Origin of the sequence: Catellatospora tritici (genome assembly GCF_019083965.1) — a bacterium.
Taxonomy (GTDB): Bacteria; Actinomycetota; Actinomycetes; order Mycobacteriales; family Micromonosporaceae; genus Catellatospora; species Catellatospora tritici.
Genome location: NZ_JAHRCY010000002.1, coordinates 64,292 through 77,159, shown reverse-complemented (window position 1 = coordinate 77,159; position 12,868 = coordinate 64,292). Strand labels below are relative to the sequence as shown.

At 72.7% G+C, this 12,868-nt stretch carries 11 protein-coding genes and 1 pseudogene; 4 read left to right on the top strand and 8 right to left on the bottom strand.

Annotated features, from left to right (window positions below):
* Positions 1 to 42 precede the first annotated feature (42 nt).
* The gene (locus tag KUA19_RS04230; protein ID WP_217394782.1) at positions 43 to 1,317 is read right to left on the bottom strand and encodes an MFS transporter; all 1,275 of its coding nucleotides are present in this window, start codon (positions 1,315 to 1,317) and stop codon (positions 43 to 45) included.
* 105 nt (positions 1,318 to 1,422) lie between these two features.
* Here KUA19_RS04230 and KUA19_RS04225 point away from each other — a divergent pair, with 105 nt between their 5' ends.
* A complete protein-coding gene (locus KUA19_RS04225; RefSeq protein WP_217394781.1) occupies positions 1,423 to 1,926 on the top strand; it encodes a hypothetical protein in 504 nt (167 codons plus the stop codon).
* 343 nt (positions 1,927 to 2,269) lie between these two features.
* Complete coding sequence (locus KUA19_RS42395) at positions 2,270 to 3,505, top strand: RICIN domain-containing protein (protein WP_254548653.1); 1,236 nt, start codon at positions 2,270 to 2,272, stop codon at positions 3,503 to 3,505.
* A gap of 50 nt (positions 3,506 to 3,555) precedes the next feature.
* Here KUA19_RS42395 and KUA19_RS04210 read toward each other — a convergent pair whose 3' ends face one another.
* Positions 3,556 to 4,155: a pyridoxamine 5'-phosphate oxidase family protein gene (locus KUA19_RS04210; protein ID WP_217394780.1), complete on the bottom strand. Its 600-nt coding sequence runs from the start codon at positions 4,153 to 4,155 to the stop codon at positions 3,556 to 3,558.
* 67 nt (positions 4,156 to 4,222) lie between these two features.
* Positions 4,223 to 6,838 (bottom strand): DUF4118 domain-containing protein, encoded by a 2,616-nt coding sequence (locus KUA19_RS04205; protein WP_217394779.1) that lies wholly within the window; start codon positions 6,836 to 6,838, stop codon positions 4,223 to 4,225.
* Between the two features lie 109 nt (positions 6,839 to 6,947).
* Between KUA19_RS04205 and KUA19_RS04200 the strand changes: the two genes are divergently transcribed.
* Positions 6,948 to 8,990, top strand: a complete 2,043-nt coding sequence (locus KUA19_RS04200; protein ID WP_308167322.1) for an APC family permease — start codon at positions 6,948 to 6,950, stop codon at positions 8,988 to 8,990.
* Here the strand turns inward: KUA19_RS04200 and KUA19_RS04195 are convergent.
* The 5 genes and pseudogenes from KUA19_RS04195 to KUA19_RS04180 form a co-directional block, all read right to left on the bottom strand.
* Complete coding sequence (locus tag KUA19_RS04195; protein ID WP_308167367.1) at positions 8,954 to 9,658, bottom strand: response regulator; 705 nt, start codon at positions 9,656 to 9,658, stop codon at positions 8,954 to 8,956. The two genes, KUA19_RS04200 and KUA19_RS04195, sit on opposite strands and share 37 nt — an antisense overlap.
* 96 nt (positions 9,659 to 9,754) lie before the next feature.
* Positions 9,755 to 9,940: pseudogene (locus KUA19_RS43765) on the bottom strand (ATP-binding protein); the annotation flags it as partial.
* A gap of 50 nt (positions 9,941 to 9,990) precedes the next feature.
* On the bottom strand, positions 9,991 to 10,743 hold the full coding sequence (locus KUA19_RS04190) for an AraC family transcriptional regulator (protein WP_217394776.1): 753 nt from the start codon (positions 10,741 to 10,743) through the stop codon (positions 9,991 to 9,993).
* Between the two features lie 37 nt (positions 10,744 to 10,780).
* On the bottom strand, positions 10,781 to 11,083 hold the full coding sequence (locus tag KUA19_RS04185) for a putative quinol monooxygenase (RefSeq protein ID WP_217394775.1): 303 nt from the start codon (positions 11,081 to 11,083) through the stop codon (positions 10,781 to 10,783).
* 80 nt (positions 11,084 to 11,163) lie between these two features.
* A complete protein-coding gene (locus KUA19_RS04180; protein WP_217394774.1) occupies positions 11,164 to 12,123 on the bottom strand; it encodes an NAD-dependent epimerase/dehydratase family protein in 960 nt (319 codons plus the stop codon).
* A gap of 196 nt (positions 12,124 to 12,319) precedes the next feature.
* Between KUA19_RS04180 and KUA19_RS04175 the strand changes: the two genes are divergently transcribed.
* The gene (locus tag KUA19_RS04175) at positions 12,320 to 12,841 is read left to right on the top strand and encodes a GNAT family N-acetyltransferase (protein ID WP_217394773.1); all 522 of its coding nucleotides are present in this window, start codon (positions 12,320 to 12,322) and stop codon (positions 12,839 to 12,841) included.
* Positions 12,842 to 12,868 lie beyond the last annotated feature (27 nt).

Sequence of the window (12,868 nt, the reverse complement as noted above, 5' to 3'; positions counted from 1 at the left end):
GGCCAGCCGAGCTGACGGCCCAGCCGAACCGACAGGCGGCCGTCAGGCGACCGAGCCCGAGGAGACTGGCTCCGACGGTGCGCGCGGCGTCGTCGTACGGCGGCGCGCGTACGCGGCCAGCGGGATCGCCGCCGCGAGCGCCGCGAGCGCGACCGTCGCCGCCCCCGAGGCGAGCAGGGTGTCGCTCGGGCCGAGCCAGTTCACCAGCGGGCCGCCGATCGCCGCCCCGATCGGCGCCGCCGCGACCATCACCGAGCCCCGCGCGGCGAGCACCGCGGGCAGGTCGGCCGGGTCGGCCGCGGCCTGGAACAGCGTCACGTTGAAGGCCGGGAACGGCCCGTAGATGATGCCGCCGACCGCCATCCCGGCCATGGTCACCCAGGCCGACGTGGTGAACCCGAACGGGATCAGGCAGGCGCCCCACCCGGCGATCACCGCGATCGCGAACGGCCACGGCGCCACGCCGCGCAGGGTGCCCGCGAGCAGGCCGCCGGCCAGGGCGCCGACGCCGAACACGGCCCAGTAGACGCCGAGGAAACCGGCATCGCGGCCGAGCACGTCGACGATGAACAGCGGCAGGGCGACCTCGACCGGGCCGTACAGAAAGAAGAAGACGGCGGTGAGGGCGAGCAGGCCGAGCAGCTGCGGCCGCCGGGCGAGGATTCGGAAGCCGCCGCCGGCCGGGGTGGCCTCGTCCTGCGCGGCGGGTGCCGGGACGCGCCGCAGTTGCGCGACGAGCACCAGGTAGGTGGCGGCGTCGAAGGCCAGCACGGCCGCCGGACCCGCGAGCGCGACCAGCACCCCGGCCAGCGGCGGTCCGACGATGATCGCCGTGGTCTGGCTGGTGCCCAGCAGCGTGTTGGCGGCCAGCCGCTGCTCGGCCGGGACCAGCGCGCTGACCAGCGTGTACGTGCCCGCCGTGCCCCACGCGGCCAGCAGCGACGACAGCGCGAGCAGGGCGACGTACAGCGTCGGGGTGAGCGCGCCGAGCAGGTAGCAGGCCGCGGCGGCGCCGAGGGTCACCGCGCGCAGCAGGGCGTTGGCGATGACCAGGCGGCGCGGGTCGACCCGGCTCAGCCAGCGGGCCAGCGCGGCGGCGCCCACCGCGGCGGGCAGCGTGTACGCGGCGACCGCCGCCCCCACCACCAGCGCGGCCCGTTCCGGCACGGTGATCTGGATGGCCAGCCAGGAGATCGCCACCACGCTCAGGCCGTCGCCGAGGAAGGACACCGCCTCCCCGGACAGCAGCCGCCGGAACCCGGGCACCCGCAGCACCTCCCGGTACGGGGCAGGGACCAGCCGTTTCGCCATGCGCATCGGGCAAGACTGCCAGTTCAAGCCCGGTTGAGGTCAACCGGGAACCAGTCGGCCCCGTCACGACTCTCCTGCTCTGCCCGCACCTCCGAGTCCCAGGAGACGACCGTGACCGCGCCATATCGACGTACCGGGATCGCCGTGCTGCTGGCCGTCGGCGCCGCGCTCGCCGGATGCACCGGCGGGCAGACCCCGACCGTCGCCCCCAGCAGTGCCGCCGCGCCCGTCTCGCCCCCTGCGGTGTGCGGTTCGCCGGTCGAGAAGGGGCCGCTGCCCGACTGGGCCAGCGCCGGGTTCTCGGGCAGCTCCGCCATCCCGCACGTGTTCGGGCGCGGCGGCGACATCGCCGCCATCCTGTTCGCCTACCCGCTGACGTACGCGCGCACCGACGGCGCCAACAACAAGATCCTCTGGGTGTCGCGACCGGAGGTGAAGTCCGACCCGCTCGTGATCACCGGTCGGCTCGACGGCACGGGCGAGCCGGTGGTCCGCACCGTCGAGGGCGGCCCGGGACCCTCGATCATCGACTTCCCGCGGGCTGGCTGCTGGCGCCTCAGCCTGGCCTGGTCCGGCCATACCGACACGCTCGACCTGAGCTACGCGGCCTCGTAGTCACGAGTCAGACCGACACCTCGCCGGCGGCGCCTTCCCGGGCGACTCTCCTTCACGGCGTTACACCTCATACGGAGTGGCCACACCGTATGAGGTGTAACGCGCGGTAGGGAACACCCGCCGGGGACCGGCCTCGCCGCGATGCGCCGCTTCTCGGACCGACCGGCACAGGCCACGGCCGGACCACTTGCCCGGGATTCATTGACATGTCGCGATCGGCAGGACTAACGTCGGCGGCTGGTTGGCCACCTCCGCTGAGGGACGTCTCGTCCTACCGGGTTGATGCCGGAGACCGGCTGACGGTTCATTTCCGTCCGCTCGTTCTTCTCACCCGGGAGATCGCATGCTCCGTACCCTCTCTCTGTCCACGCCCGGCCGATCGCGGTTGGCCGCGGCGCTGGTGTCCGCGCTGGCGGTGCTCGCCGGTTCGGTCGCGGTGCTGGTCACGGCCGCGCCGACCGCGTACGCCGCGAGCGCCTTCACCTCCACGGCCGTCAACCGCAACGGCGGCAACTGCGCTGACCTGCCCAACGGCAATACCGCCAACGGCACGCAGCTCATCCAGTGGAGCTGCAACGGCGGCGGCAACCAGAACCTCACCTTCACCCCGGTCGCGGGCACGTCCGACCAGTACACGATCGGCACGCTCAACGCGGGCAAGTGCGTCGACGTCAACGGGGCGTCGACCGCCGACAACGCCACGATCATCCAGTGGAGCTGCGGCACCGGCACCAACCAGCGGTTCCGGCTGGTGCCGGTCGCGGTCAGCGGCACCGACCGCACGTTCAACCTGCAGGCGGTGCACTCCGGCAAGTGCGTGGTGCCCGCGGGCGGATCGGCGGCGAGCAACACCGGCCTGGTGCAGCTGGCCTGCGGCACAGCCACCTCCCGGGTATGGCGCCTGGCCGGGTACCCGGTCGGCACCAGCCCGTCGGCGTCCCCGTCGACTTCACCGACGCCGGCGCCGTCGACCTCGCCCGGCGGCACCCCGCCGTCGAAGACGGTGCGGGTGTTCTGGCTGAAGCCGTCCGACGTGCCCTACGACCAGCGCTACCCCGACGGCATCGCCGCCGTCATGCGCGAGGCGCAGCGCTACTACCTGCAGGAACTCGGCCGGACGTTCACGCTGAACAGCGTCGTGGTCGAGGTCGTCAACGGCGACCACGTGCGCAGCTGGTACGAGAACACGCCCAACGGCGGCGACAAGTACTGGTGGTCGGTGACGAACATGCAGCAGGAACTGGCCCGCAAGCTCTCACTACGCAACCCGGACAGCCGGTGGCTGTGCGTCGGCGAGATCAGCGCCGAGGGCGACGGAGCCGGTGGCGGCGGCAGCCCCGGCTGGGTGGTGCTCAGCGGCCACGACGCCGACGGGGCGGCCGGCATCAGCGGCCAGTCCATGAACCGCTGGTACGGCGGCATGGTGCACGAACTCGGCCACGCTTTCGGCCTGCCCGACGCCGCCTCCACCGACGGCACCCCGATGTCGGCCTCGTTCTACAGCTACCCGAACACCCACTTCAGCCAGGCCCAGAAGAACCAGATCCTGGCCGGACCGTACGGCAGCTTCCTGTCCTGAGCGTGTCGGCCCGTGGTCCGCGACCGTTCGCGGACCACGGGCCGTCCCGGTCACGCCGTGGCGGGCTCGACGCCGGGCGGCAGCGGCAGCGGCAGGCCGGGCAGACCGTCGAGGCTGGTGGCGACGTGGTCCTTGCCCGCGAAGTACGCGTCGAGCGACTCGTCGTCCTCCCGCTCGAACCGGCGCCGGTGCAGGTCCCGGTCCTCGTCGTAGGTCATGAACGGGACCGCGAAGCCGCAGGTGTCGCGGATGTTGTCGGCGTGCACCACGATGATGGCGCGCAGGCCGTGGCCGCGATGGTCGATGCCCGGGAAGCGGCCGAGCAGGTCGGGGAAGCGGGGGTCGTCACGGAATACCGGCTCGCCGCGCCCGTGCACGCGCACGATGTTCGGGGGGCCCTCGAAGGCGCACCACATCAGCGTGATGCGGCCGTTCTCACGCAGGTGCGCGATGGTCTCGGCGTTGCTGCCCGCGAAGTCGAGGTAGGCCACGGTCTGCTCGTCGAGCACGACGAACGAACCGGTCAGACCCTTCGGGGACAGGTTCACCGTGCCGTCGCCGGCCAGCGGCGCGGTCGCGGTGAAGAACATGTGCTGCGCCTCGATGAACTCCCGTAGGCGCCCGTCGATGCGGTCGTACCTCTTTCCCATGACGCTCCTCCCGTGTCACCGCGTCGCACGGTACGCCCCTGGCACCGCCGTCGGGGGGCACGGCCGGTCAGGTCCCAGCGGGTGGATGGTGCAGTCCCTCGGTGAAGGCCCGCTCGGCGGCCGCCTCCTCGGCGGTGGTCAGCCCGGCCGGGGGCGGCACCGCGGGCAGCGTGAGCACCATGGTCAGGCCGCCGCCGGGCGTGGTCTCCGGCAGCAGCGTGCCGCCCATCGCCTCGGTCAGCCCACGCGACAGCGCCAGTCCGAGGCCGACTCCGGTGTCGTTGTCGCGGTCGCCGAGCCGCTGGAACGGGGCGAACACCTGCTCGCGCTGGTCGTCGGGGATGCCCGGACCGTGGTCGATCACGCGCAGCTCCACCCGGTCGCCGTGCTCGCTCGCGGTCACCAGCGGCGCTCGGCCGGGCGGGCTGAACCGCAGCGCGTTGCTGACCACGTTGACCAGCACCCGCTGCAGCAGCCCGGGGTCGGCCTCGACCGCCGACAGGTCGTCGGGGATGCGCACCTGTACGCCCCGGCCCGGCGCGCCGAGTTCGTCCAGCGCGGCGGGGACCGTCTCGTCCAGCCAGATCGTCGTGGTGGCGACCCCGAGGGCGCCCGCCTGCAGGCGGCTCATGTCGAGCAGGTTGCTCACCAGCCGGGTGAGCCGGTCCAGCGACTCGGCGGCGGTGTCCAGCAGCTCCCGCTCGTCCTCGGGGCTGAACTGGACGTCCTCGCTGCGCAGACTGGCCACCGCCGCCATCGCCGAGGCCAGCGGCGTACGCAGGTCGTGGCTGACGGCGGCCAGCAGCGCGGTCCGCATCCGGTCCGCCTCGGCCAGCGGTTTGGCCCGCGCCGCCTCCTGCGCCAGTCGCTCCTGGCGCAGCGCGACCGCCGCCTGGGCCGCGAACGCCTCGATGACGCGCCGGTCGGCGGCGGGCAGCGCCGGGCCACGCAGCACCAGGGTCAGCCGGTCGTCGACCGGGACCGCGGTGTCGCCGTCGCCCGGCGTCGTCGACGGCGGGCCGCCGACGACCGCGGCGACCTGCCAGGCCGCCGGATCGGTGCGCCGGTCCGGTCCCGGGGCGTCGCTGCGCGTCTCCAGCATGGTGACGGCGGACAGGTGGAACGTCTCGCGCAGGTGGTCCAGCAGCGCCTGCAGCGGCCGGGTGCCGCGCAGCACGCTGCCCGCGACCGTGGCCAGGGTGCTGGCGTCGGCCGAGGCCTGCGCCGCCTCCCGGGTACGCCGTGCCGCCAGGTCGACCACGGTGCTGACCGCCGCCGCCACCAGCACGAACACCACCAGTGCCAGCACGTTCTCGCGCTGGGCGATGGTGAAGGTGTGCAGTGGCGGGGTGAAGAAGTAGTTGAGCAGCAGCGTCCCGCCGACGGCGGCCAACAGGGCGGGCCGCAGGCCGCCGACCAGCGCCACCGCGATGACCATCGCCAGGTAGAGCAGGATGTTGCTGGCCAGCGACAGGTGGTCGCGCAGCGCGTACAGGGCGAGGGTGAGCAGGGGCAGGCCAAGCAGCGCCAGCGCGAAGCCCGCCGCGCGTCGCCGGGCCGACAGCGCCGACGCCCCGGCGGGCAGGCCGCGGCGCCGACCCGACCCGGCCCGCTCGTGTGACACCAGGTGCACGTCGATCGGGCCGGACCGGGCGATGGTGGTGACCCCGACACCCGGGGCGAACAGCCGGGCCGGCCGCCCGCGGCGGCTGGCGCCCAGCACCAGCTGGGTGGCGTTGACGCCCTGGGCGAAGTCGAGCAGCGCCCGCGGCACGTCACTGCCCACCACCTGGTGGTATGTGCCGCCCAGGCTTTCGGTCAGCAGCCGCTGCTTGGCCAGCAGCGCCGGATCGGCACCGGCCAGGCCGTCGTTGCGGGCCACGTGCAGGGCGAGCAGGTCGGCGCCCTTGCTGCGCCCGGCGATGCGGGCCGCCCGGCGGACCAGCGTCTCGCCCTCCGGCCCGCCGGTGAGGGCCACCACCACGCGTTCGCGGGTCTCCCACGGCTTGCCGATCCCGTGGTCGGCGCGGTAGCGGTCCAGCTGCTCGTCGACCTTGTCGGCCAGCCAGAGCAGGGCCAGCTCTCGCAGCGCGGTGAGGTTGCCGACCCGGAAGTAGTTGCCCAGCGCGGCGTCGACGCGGTCGGGTCCGTACACGTTGCCGTGGGCCATCCGGCGGCGCAGCGCCTCCGGGGTCATGTCGACCAGTTCCACCTGGTCGGCCTGGCGGACCACCGCGTCGGGCACGGTCTCGCGCTGCGTCACGCCGGTGATCTGCTCGACGACGTCGTTCAGCGACTCCAGGTGCTGGATGTTGACGGTCGACAGCACGGTGACGCCCGCCTCCAGCAGCTCGGCGACGTCCTGCCAGCGCTTGGCGTTGCGGCTGCCGGGCACGTTGGTGTGGGCGAGCTCGTCGACCAGCACCACGTCCGGGTGCCGGGCCAGGATCGCGTCGACGTCCATCTCGGTGAACGCCGCGCCCCGGTAGGCGAGTTGGCGGCGGGGCACGATCTCCAGCCCGTCGAGCAGCTCGGCGGTACGCCGCCGACCGTGCGTCTCGACGAAACCGACCACCACGTCGGTGCCGCGTCCGCGGCGGCGCCGCGCCTCCTCCAGCATGGCGTAGGTCTTGCCCACGCCGGGTGCGGCGCCGAGGTAGATGCGCAGCTGTCCACGAGCCATAACCGGATCATCCCCCACTCCGGCATCCGGGCGTGACGTCGGCCGCGACGGCGTCAAGATACCGTCAAGAACCAGCACTAATAGAGATCAACAGCCTTACGCTGACGGCGTGCCCACCCCTGCGATCTGGCTCAAGCGCGTCCTGCTCGGCAGGCCGTTCCGCACCGACCGGCTCGGTGAGACCCTGCTGTCCAAGCGCCTGGCCCTGCCGATCTTCGCCAGCGACCCGCTGTCGTCGGTCGCGTACGCCACCCAGGAGATCCTCCTGGTCCTGACCCTCGGCGGCCTGGCCTACCTCTACCTCGCCCCCTGGATCGCGGTGGCGGTGGTGGTCCTGCTGACCGTCGTGGTGATCTCGTACCGGCAGGTGGTGCGCGCCTACCCGTCCGGCGGCGGCTCGTACGAGGTCGCCTCGCGCAACCTCGGCCCCGGCACCGGCCTGGTCGTCGCCGCGGCGCTGCTGGTCGACTACATCATGACCGTCGCGGTGTCCGTCGCGGCCGGGGTCGACAACATCATCTCGGCGGCCCCCGCCCTCAACGAGTGGCGGGTGCCGATCAACCTGGCCTTCGTGGCGCTGCTGGCCGCGATGAACCTGCGCGGCGTACGCGAGTCGGGCAAGACCTTCGCGGTGCCGACGTACCTGTTCATCGTCGGGGTGCTCGCGATGATCGCGGTCGGGCTGGGGCGCACCCTGTTCGGGCACCCGCCGGTGGCCGAGAGCGCGGGCTGGGACGTTCGGCCCGAGCACGTCGGGCTGGCCGGGCTCGGGCTGACCGTGCTGGCGCTGCGCGCGTTCTCCTCCGGCTGCACCGCGCTCACCGGCGTCGAGGCGATCTCCAACGGCGTACCGGCGTTCAAGCCGCCCAAGAGCGCCAACGCCGCCCGGACCATGGCCGCCATGGGCGCTCTGTCGGTGGTCATGTTCGCCGGGATCACCGCGCTGGCCCTGATCTCGCGGGTGCACATCACCGAGAACACCTGCGACCTGGTCGGCTTCCCCGGCGACTGCGCCACCGACCCGCAGCGCACCGTCATCGCGCAGCTCGCCGCCGCGGTCTTCGGCGGCATGCACTCGCCGATGTTCTACTACATCCAGGCCGTCACCGCCGCGATCCTGATCCTGGCCGCCAACACCGCTTTCAACGGATTCCCGCTGCTCGGCTCGATCCTGGCGCAGGACCGCTACCTGCCGCGGCAGCTGCACACCCGCGGCGACCGGCTGGCCTTCTCCAACGGCATCATCGCCCTGGCCGCGATCGCCGCGGCGCTGATCGCCGCGTTCGACGGATCGGTCACCCGGCTCATCCAGCTCTACATCCTCGGCGTGTTCACCGCGTTCACGCTGTCGCAGTTCGGCATGGTCCGACACTGGAACCGGCTCCTGCGCACCGAACGCGACCCGGCCACCCGACGGCGCATCCACCACTCCCGGTTCGTCAACGCCCTGGGCGCCGCGCTGACCGGAATCGTGCTGGTGGTGGTGCTGGCGACGAAGTTCACGCACGGGGCATACCTGGTCGTCATCGCGATCCCACTGCTGTGGCTGATGATGCGCGCCATCCGCCGCCACTACGACACCGTCCGCACCGAACTGGTCGCCGAACCCGGTGACAAGACACTACCCAGCCGGATCCACGCCGTGGTCCTGGTCTCCACCGTGCACAAACCGACGCTGCGCGCCCTGACGTTCGCCAAGGCCAGCCGCCCCGACACCCTCACCGCGCTCACCGTGCACGTCGACGAGGCCGACACCCGACACCTGCAGCAGCAGTGGGCCGAGTACGACATCACCGTCCCCCTGACCGTCATCGAATCGCCGTACCGCGAGATCACCCGACCCGTGCTCGACTACGTCAAGAACCTGCGCCGGACCAGCCCACGCGACGTCGTCGCCGTCTACATCCCCGAGTACGTCGTCGGCCGCTGGTGGGAGCACCTGCTGCACAACCAGTCCGCGCTGCGGCTCAAGGCACGGCTGCTGTTCGAACCCGGCATCATGGTCATCAACGTGCCGTGGCAGCTGCACTCCAGCACCGCCCGCGACGTCGACCGGATCGCGCACACCCCGGGCCAGGTACGCCGCGGCCTGGCCGACACCGAACCGGTCGGCGCTCAGCGCTCCGGCGGCTCGGCGGGCACGAACCGGTAGCCCATACCGGGCTCGGTCAGCAGCTGGCGGGGGTGGGCGGCGTCGTCCTCCAGTTTGCGCCGCAGCTGGGCCATGTACTGGCGCAGGTAGTTGGTCTCGGTCGCGTACTGCGGCCCCCAGATCTCCTGCAGCAACTGGCGCTGGCCGACCAGCTTGCCCGGGTTGCGCACCAGCGCGGTGAGCAGGTGCCACTCGGTGGGGGTGAGCCGCACGTCCGCGCCGTCGCCCCCGATCGGGCGCACCACATGGTTGGCCACGTCCACGCGGTGCCGTCCGATGCGCACCACGGTCTGCACGTCGGGCGCGGTCGTGTGCCGCCTGGTCACCGCGCGTACCCGGGCCAGCAGCTCGTCCACCCCGAACGGCTTGGTCACGTAGTCGTCGGCGCCCGCGTCGAGCGCCTGCACCTTGTCGGCGCTGCCGGTGCGCCCCGACAGCACGATGATCGGCGCCGAGGACCAGCCGCGCAGTCCCCGGATCACGTCGACCCCGTCCATGTCGGGCAGGCCCAGGTCGAGCACCACCACGTCGGGGTGCCCGGCCCCGGCGACCCGCAGGGCGCTGGCACCGTCGGCGGCGAGGTCCACGTCGTAGCCGCGCGCCTTCAGGTTGATCCGCAGCGCGCGCAGGATCTGCGGCTCATCGTCGACGATGAGGATCTTCGTCACGCCTCGGTCCTCTCCCGCCACGGCGGTGCTGTCGGCTGTCGGCAGCGACAGCACCATGGTCAGGCCGCCGCCCGGAGTCGCCTCCGGGACCGGTGTGCCGTTCATCGCCTCGCGCAGACCGCGGGCCAGGGCCAGGCCCAGCCCGAGCCAGGTGGAGTCGCTGCGGTCGCCCGAGCGCCGGAACGGCAGGAACACCCGGTCCCAGTCGGTCTCGGGGATCCCCGGCCCGTGATCGACGATACGCAACTCGACCCGGCCACCGTGCGCGCTGGCCTTGACCATGGGCGGCAGGTCGGTCGGGCTGTGCCACAGCGCGTTGCCGATCACGTCGGTCAGGGCCGGAAACTGGCCCGGTACGAGGTGGGCGTACGTCCGGTGAGCTCCAGGAACGCGGCGTTGAAGGCCGACAGCGAGGTGTAGCCGACCCGGAACGCGATCGTGGTGACCGGAGTGTCGCCCGCGGCGAGTTCCTCGATCGCGCGCAGCACCCGCATCCGGCGCAGCACCGCCCGCCAGGTCATGCCGGTCTCGTCCGCGAACCGCCGCGCCAGCGACCGCGGTGCCAGTCCTACCGCGTCCGCCACGTCCTCGAAGCGGATCTCGCCACCGAGGTGTTCCTCGGTCAACCGCAGCGCCCGGCGCAGCTCCGGGGACCGGCCCGAGGGCACGACGACCGGGCTCGGCCGCTCGGCCAGCCGCCAGGCGACCGCGGCCAGCGCCGCGAACAGCGTCTTCGCATACGCGGGCAGGGGTTCATCGCTCTCGCCCCACGACCCGCACTCGCCCACCAGCGCCCGAGCCAGCGGGCTCAGGTCGAACACTGTCAGCGGCGCGGGCGGTGCCGGAACGAACCCGACGTCGAACAGCACCGACGCGGACGTGACCGGTTGCGGGATGCTGACCCGGATCGGACGGCCCGCCTCGATCAGGGCGGCCCGAGCCGGGGGCAGCACCCACGCTTGGCCCTGCGCCTCCAGCCGGAGGGCACCGGCGGAGGCGCAGAGCAGGTATTGGCGGTCGACGCACAGGTCTCGGGCGGACTCCGGCGCGAACGTACGGACGAAGCTGTACGCCTCGCGGGTCATCGGCTGCCTCGCACCGGACCATCGTAGAAGCGGCCGGTCAGGCGACCGTCTCCACCAGTTCGGCGCGGAAGCGGCGGCTCACCGGCGCCCCGGTCATCATCGGCCGCAGCACCTCGCCCGACCGCGCGAAGGACTCCGACCGCTGGTAACCGGCGAACGAGGTCTCGTCCGTCCACTCGTGGACGATGGTGATCCCGGTGTCGTTCTCCCGGCACGCGTGGACCCGGAAGGCGACGTTGCCGGGCATGGCGCGCACCAGCGCACCCTCGCGGTCGAGCTGGGCCAGGGCGGCCGGACGGTCGGTGGCGGCGGTGTCGAAGTCGACGATGGCGATCAACATGGGGAACCTCCGGTTCGGTGGGCGGCTGCCGCGGCAGCGATGCCTAGATCCTCGCCGGGGGACGAGCCGGTCGGCCGCCGTCAGCCGGACACGTTCACACTCGTATCGGACACGTCGTCGGGCGCGGCTGCCACCTCGGCAAACGTCTCGCGTATCGCCTGGTCCAGCGACCGGCCGGTCGGCGACTCGAGGAACAGCGGCGTGAGCAGCAGGTCGGCGAAATGGGCGGGGTTGATCCCCGACTCCTTGCGGCCCAGCGCCTGTTGCAGGCCCCCGAGCCTGGTCGCGACCCGTACGACGGAGGTGGGCAGGCGACGGACCCGCCGACCGCGGCCGACGGCTGCGGCGATGCGCGCCATCATCTCGGCCCAGGTCAGGTTCTCGTCGGCGACCGGGATGTCCTCGCCGCCCGCCCGTTCCAGGGCGTCGACCGCGACCTCGGCCACGTTGCGCGCGGAGGTCGCGGCGGTCCCGCCGACCGGCACGGCCAGCGGGGCACGGGACCTGGCCCAGCCGTCCAGCGGACCGGCCCAGTTGGGCAGCCGATCACCGGCCCGGCCGAACACGAACGGCAGCTCCAGCACCGCGACCGGCAGGTCCGGGCCCGCGGCCGCCCGCCCTTCCGCGGCCTGCTCCACCCGGCAGCGGATGTAGGTGTGCCGGTCCGGCAGGCGCCACTGCGGGTGCAGCCGGTCGAAGTAGGTGTAGTACGAGCCCATGACGACGCCGCGGGTCAGGCCCTCCAGGCGGGCCGCGGTGAACAGGCGCACCACCGGCTCGACGATGTCCGCGCGAAACGCCGGGTAGATCGGCTTGGGCAGCGGCGTCTGCTCGTCCGTACGGGCCGCGAAGACCACCCCGTCCAGGCCCGCCAGCAGCGGCCGCAATTCATCGACCGATGCCGACTCGATGTCCAGCACATGATCGACGCCCACACGGGCGGTACGCGCCACCGTCGTCACCGCGTGGCCCCGCTCCCCCAACACGTCCACCACGTGCGCGCCGATCAGCCCGGTTCCGCCCACCACGAGTACTCGCACGCAAGCAGTCCACGATGGACCCGTCCGCCTGTCAAGACCCTTCCCGACGAAGCGCCAGCGCGCCCCGCACCCGGCTCGGCGGCTGCAGTTCCAGGGAAGGTGCGGGAAAGCGCGCCACGATTCGTGCAGTTGCCCTGAAACTGCAGCCACCACCTGCGGGCGGGCAGGCGTCGCCGCGCGGCCGTAGGCTGGCGAGGTGTCAGGGATCGTGTTGCGGGCGGCGGGGGCTGGTGACGGCGGCGTGATCGCCGCCGTCCAGCAGGCCGCGTGGCGGGCCACCTACGGAAGCCTCAATCCGGCCCTGGTCGACGGCCTCGACCTGGTGCGCACGGCGGACAACTGGGCTCGAGCGGCCGCCGAGCCGACGCGCCGACTGCGCCTGGCCCAATGCGGCGCGACGGTCGTCGGATATGCCCTCAGTGGCCAGGCCGAGTCGGAACCGGCGGGCGTGGGCGAGCTCGACGCGGTATACCTGCTGCCCACAGCCCACGGCCTGGGCGCCGGTCGGCTCCTGGTCGAGGACGCGCTGGCCGGGCTGGCCGGGCTCGGCTGCGGCGAGTGCGTCGCCTGGGTCGTCGAGGCGAACACCCATGCCCGCGGCTTCTACGAGCACCTCGGCTTCCGGTTCGACGGCGGCCGCGACACCTGGCGCGGGCTGGACACGGTCCGCTATCGAGTCTCGACACACGACGCTCGCGCTGATCACGTGTCCGGATGACGGACCACCGCGACTGCCGCCTGGACG

Coding starts and splice junctions, on each gene's coding strand:
- KUA19_RS04210 (WP_217394780.1), bottom strand. CDS start 4,155: ATGGGAAAGAGGTACGACCGCATCGACGGGCGCCTACGGGAGTTCATC.
- KUA19_RS42395 (WP_254548653.1), top strand. CDS start 2,270: ATGCTCCGTACCCTCTCTCTGTCCACGCCCGGCCGATCGCGGTTGGCC.
- KUA19_RS04185 (WP_217394775.1), bottom strand. CDS start 11,083: ATGTTGATCGCCATCGTCGACTTCGACACCGCCGCCACCGACCGTCCG.
- KUA19_RS04230 (WP_217394782.1), bottom strand. CDS start 1,317: ATGCGCATGGCGAAACGGCTGGTCCCTGCCCCGTACCGGGAGGTGCTG.
- KUA19_RS04190 (WP_217394776.1), bottom strand. CDS start 10,743: ATGACCCGCGAGGCGTACAGCTTCGTCCGTACGTTCGCGCCGGAGTCC.
- KUA19_RS04205 (WP_217394779.1), bottom strand. CDS start 6,838: ATGGCTCGTGGACAGCTGCGCATCTACCTCGGCGCCGCACCCGGCGTG.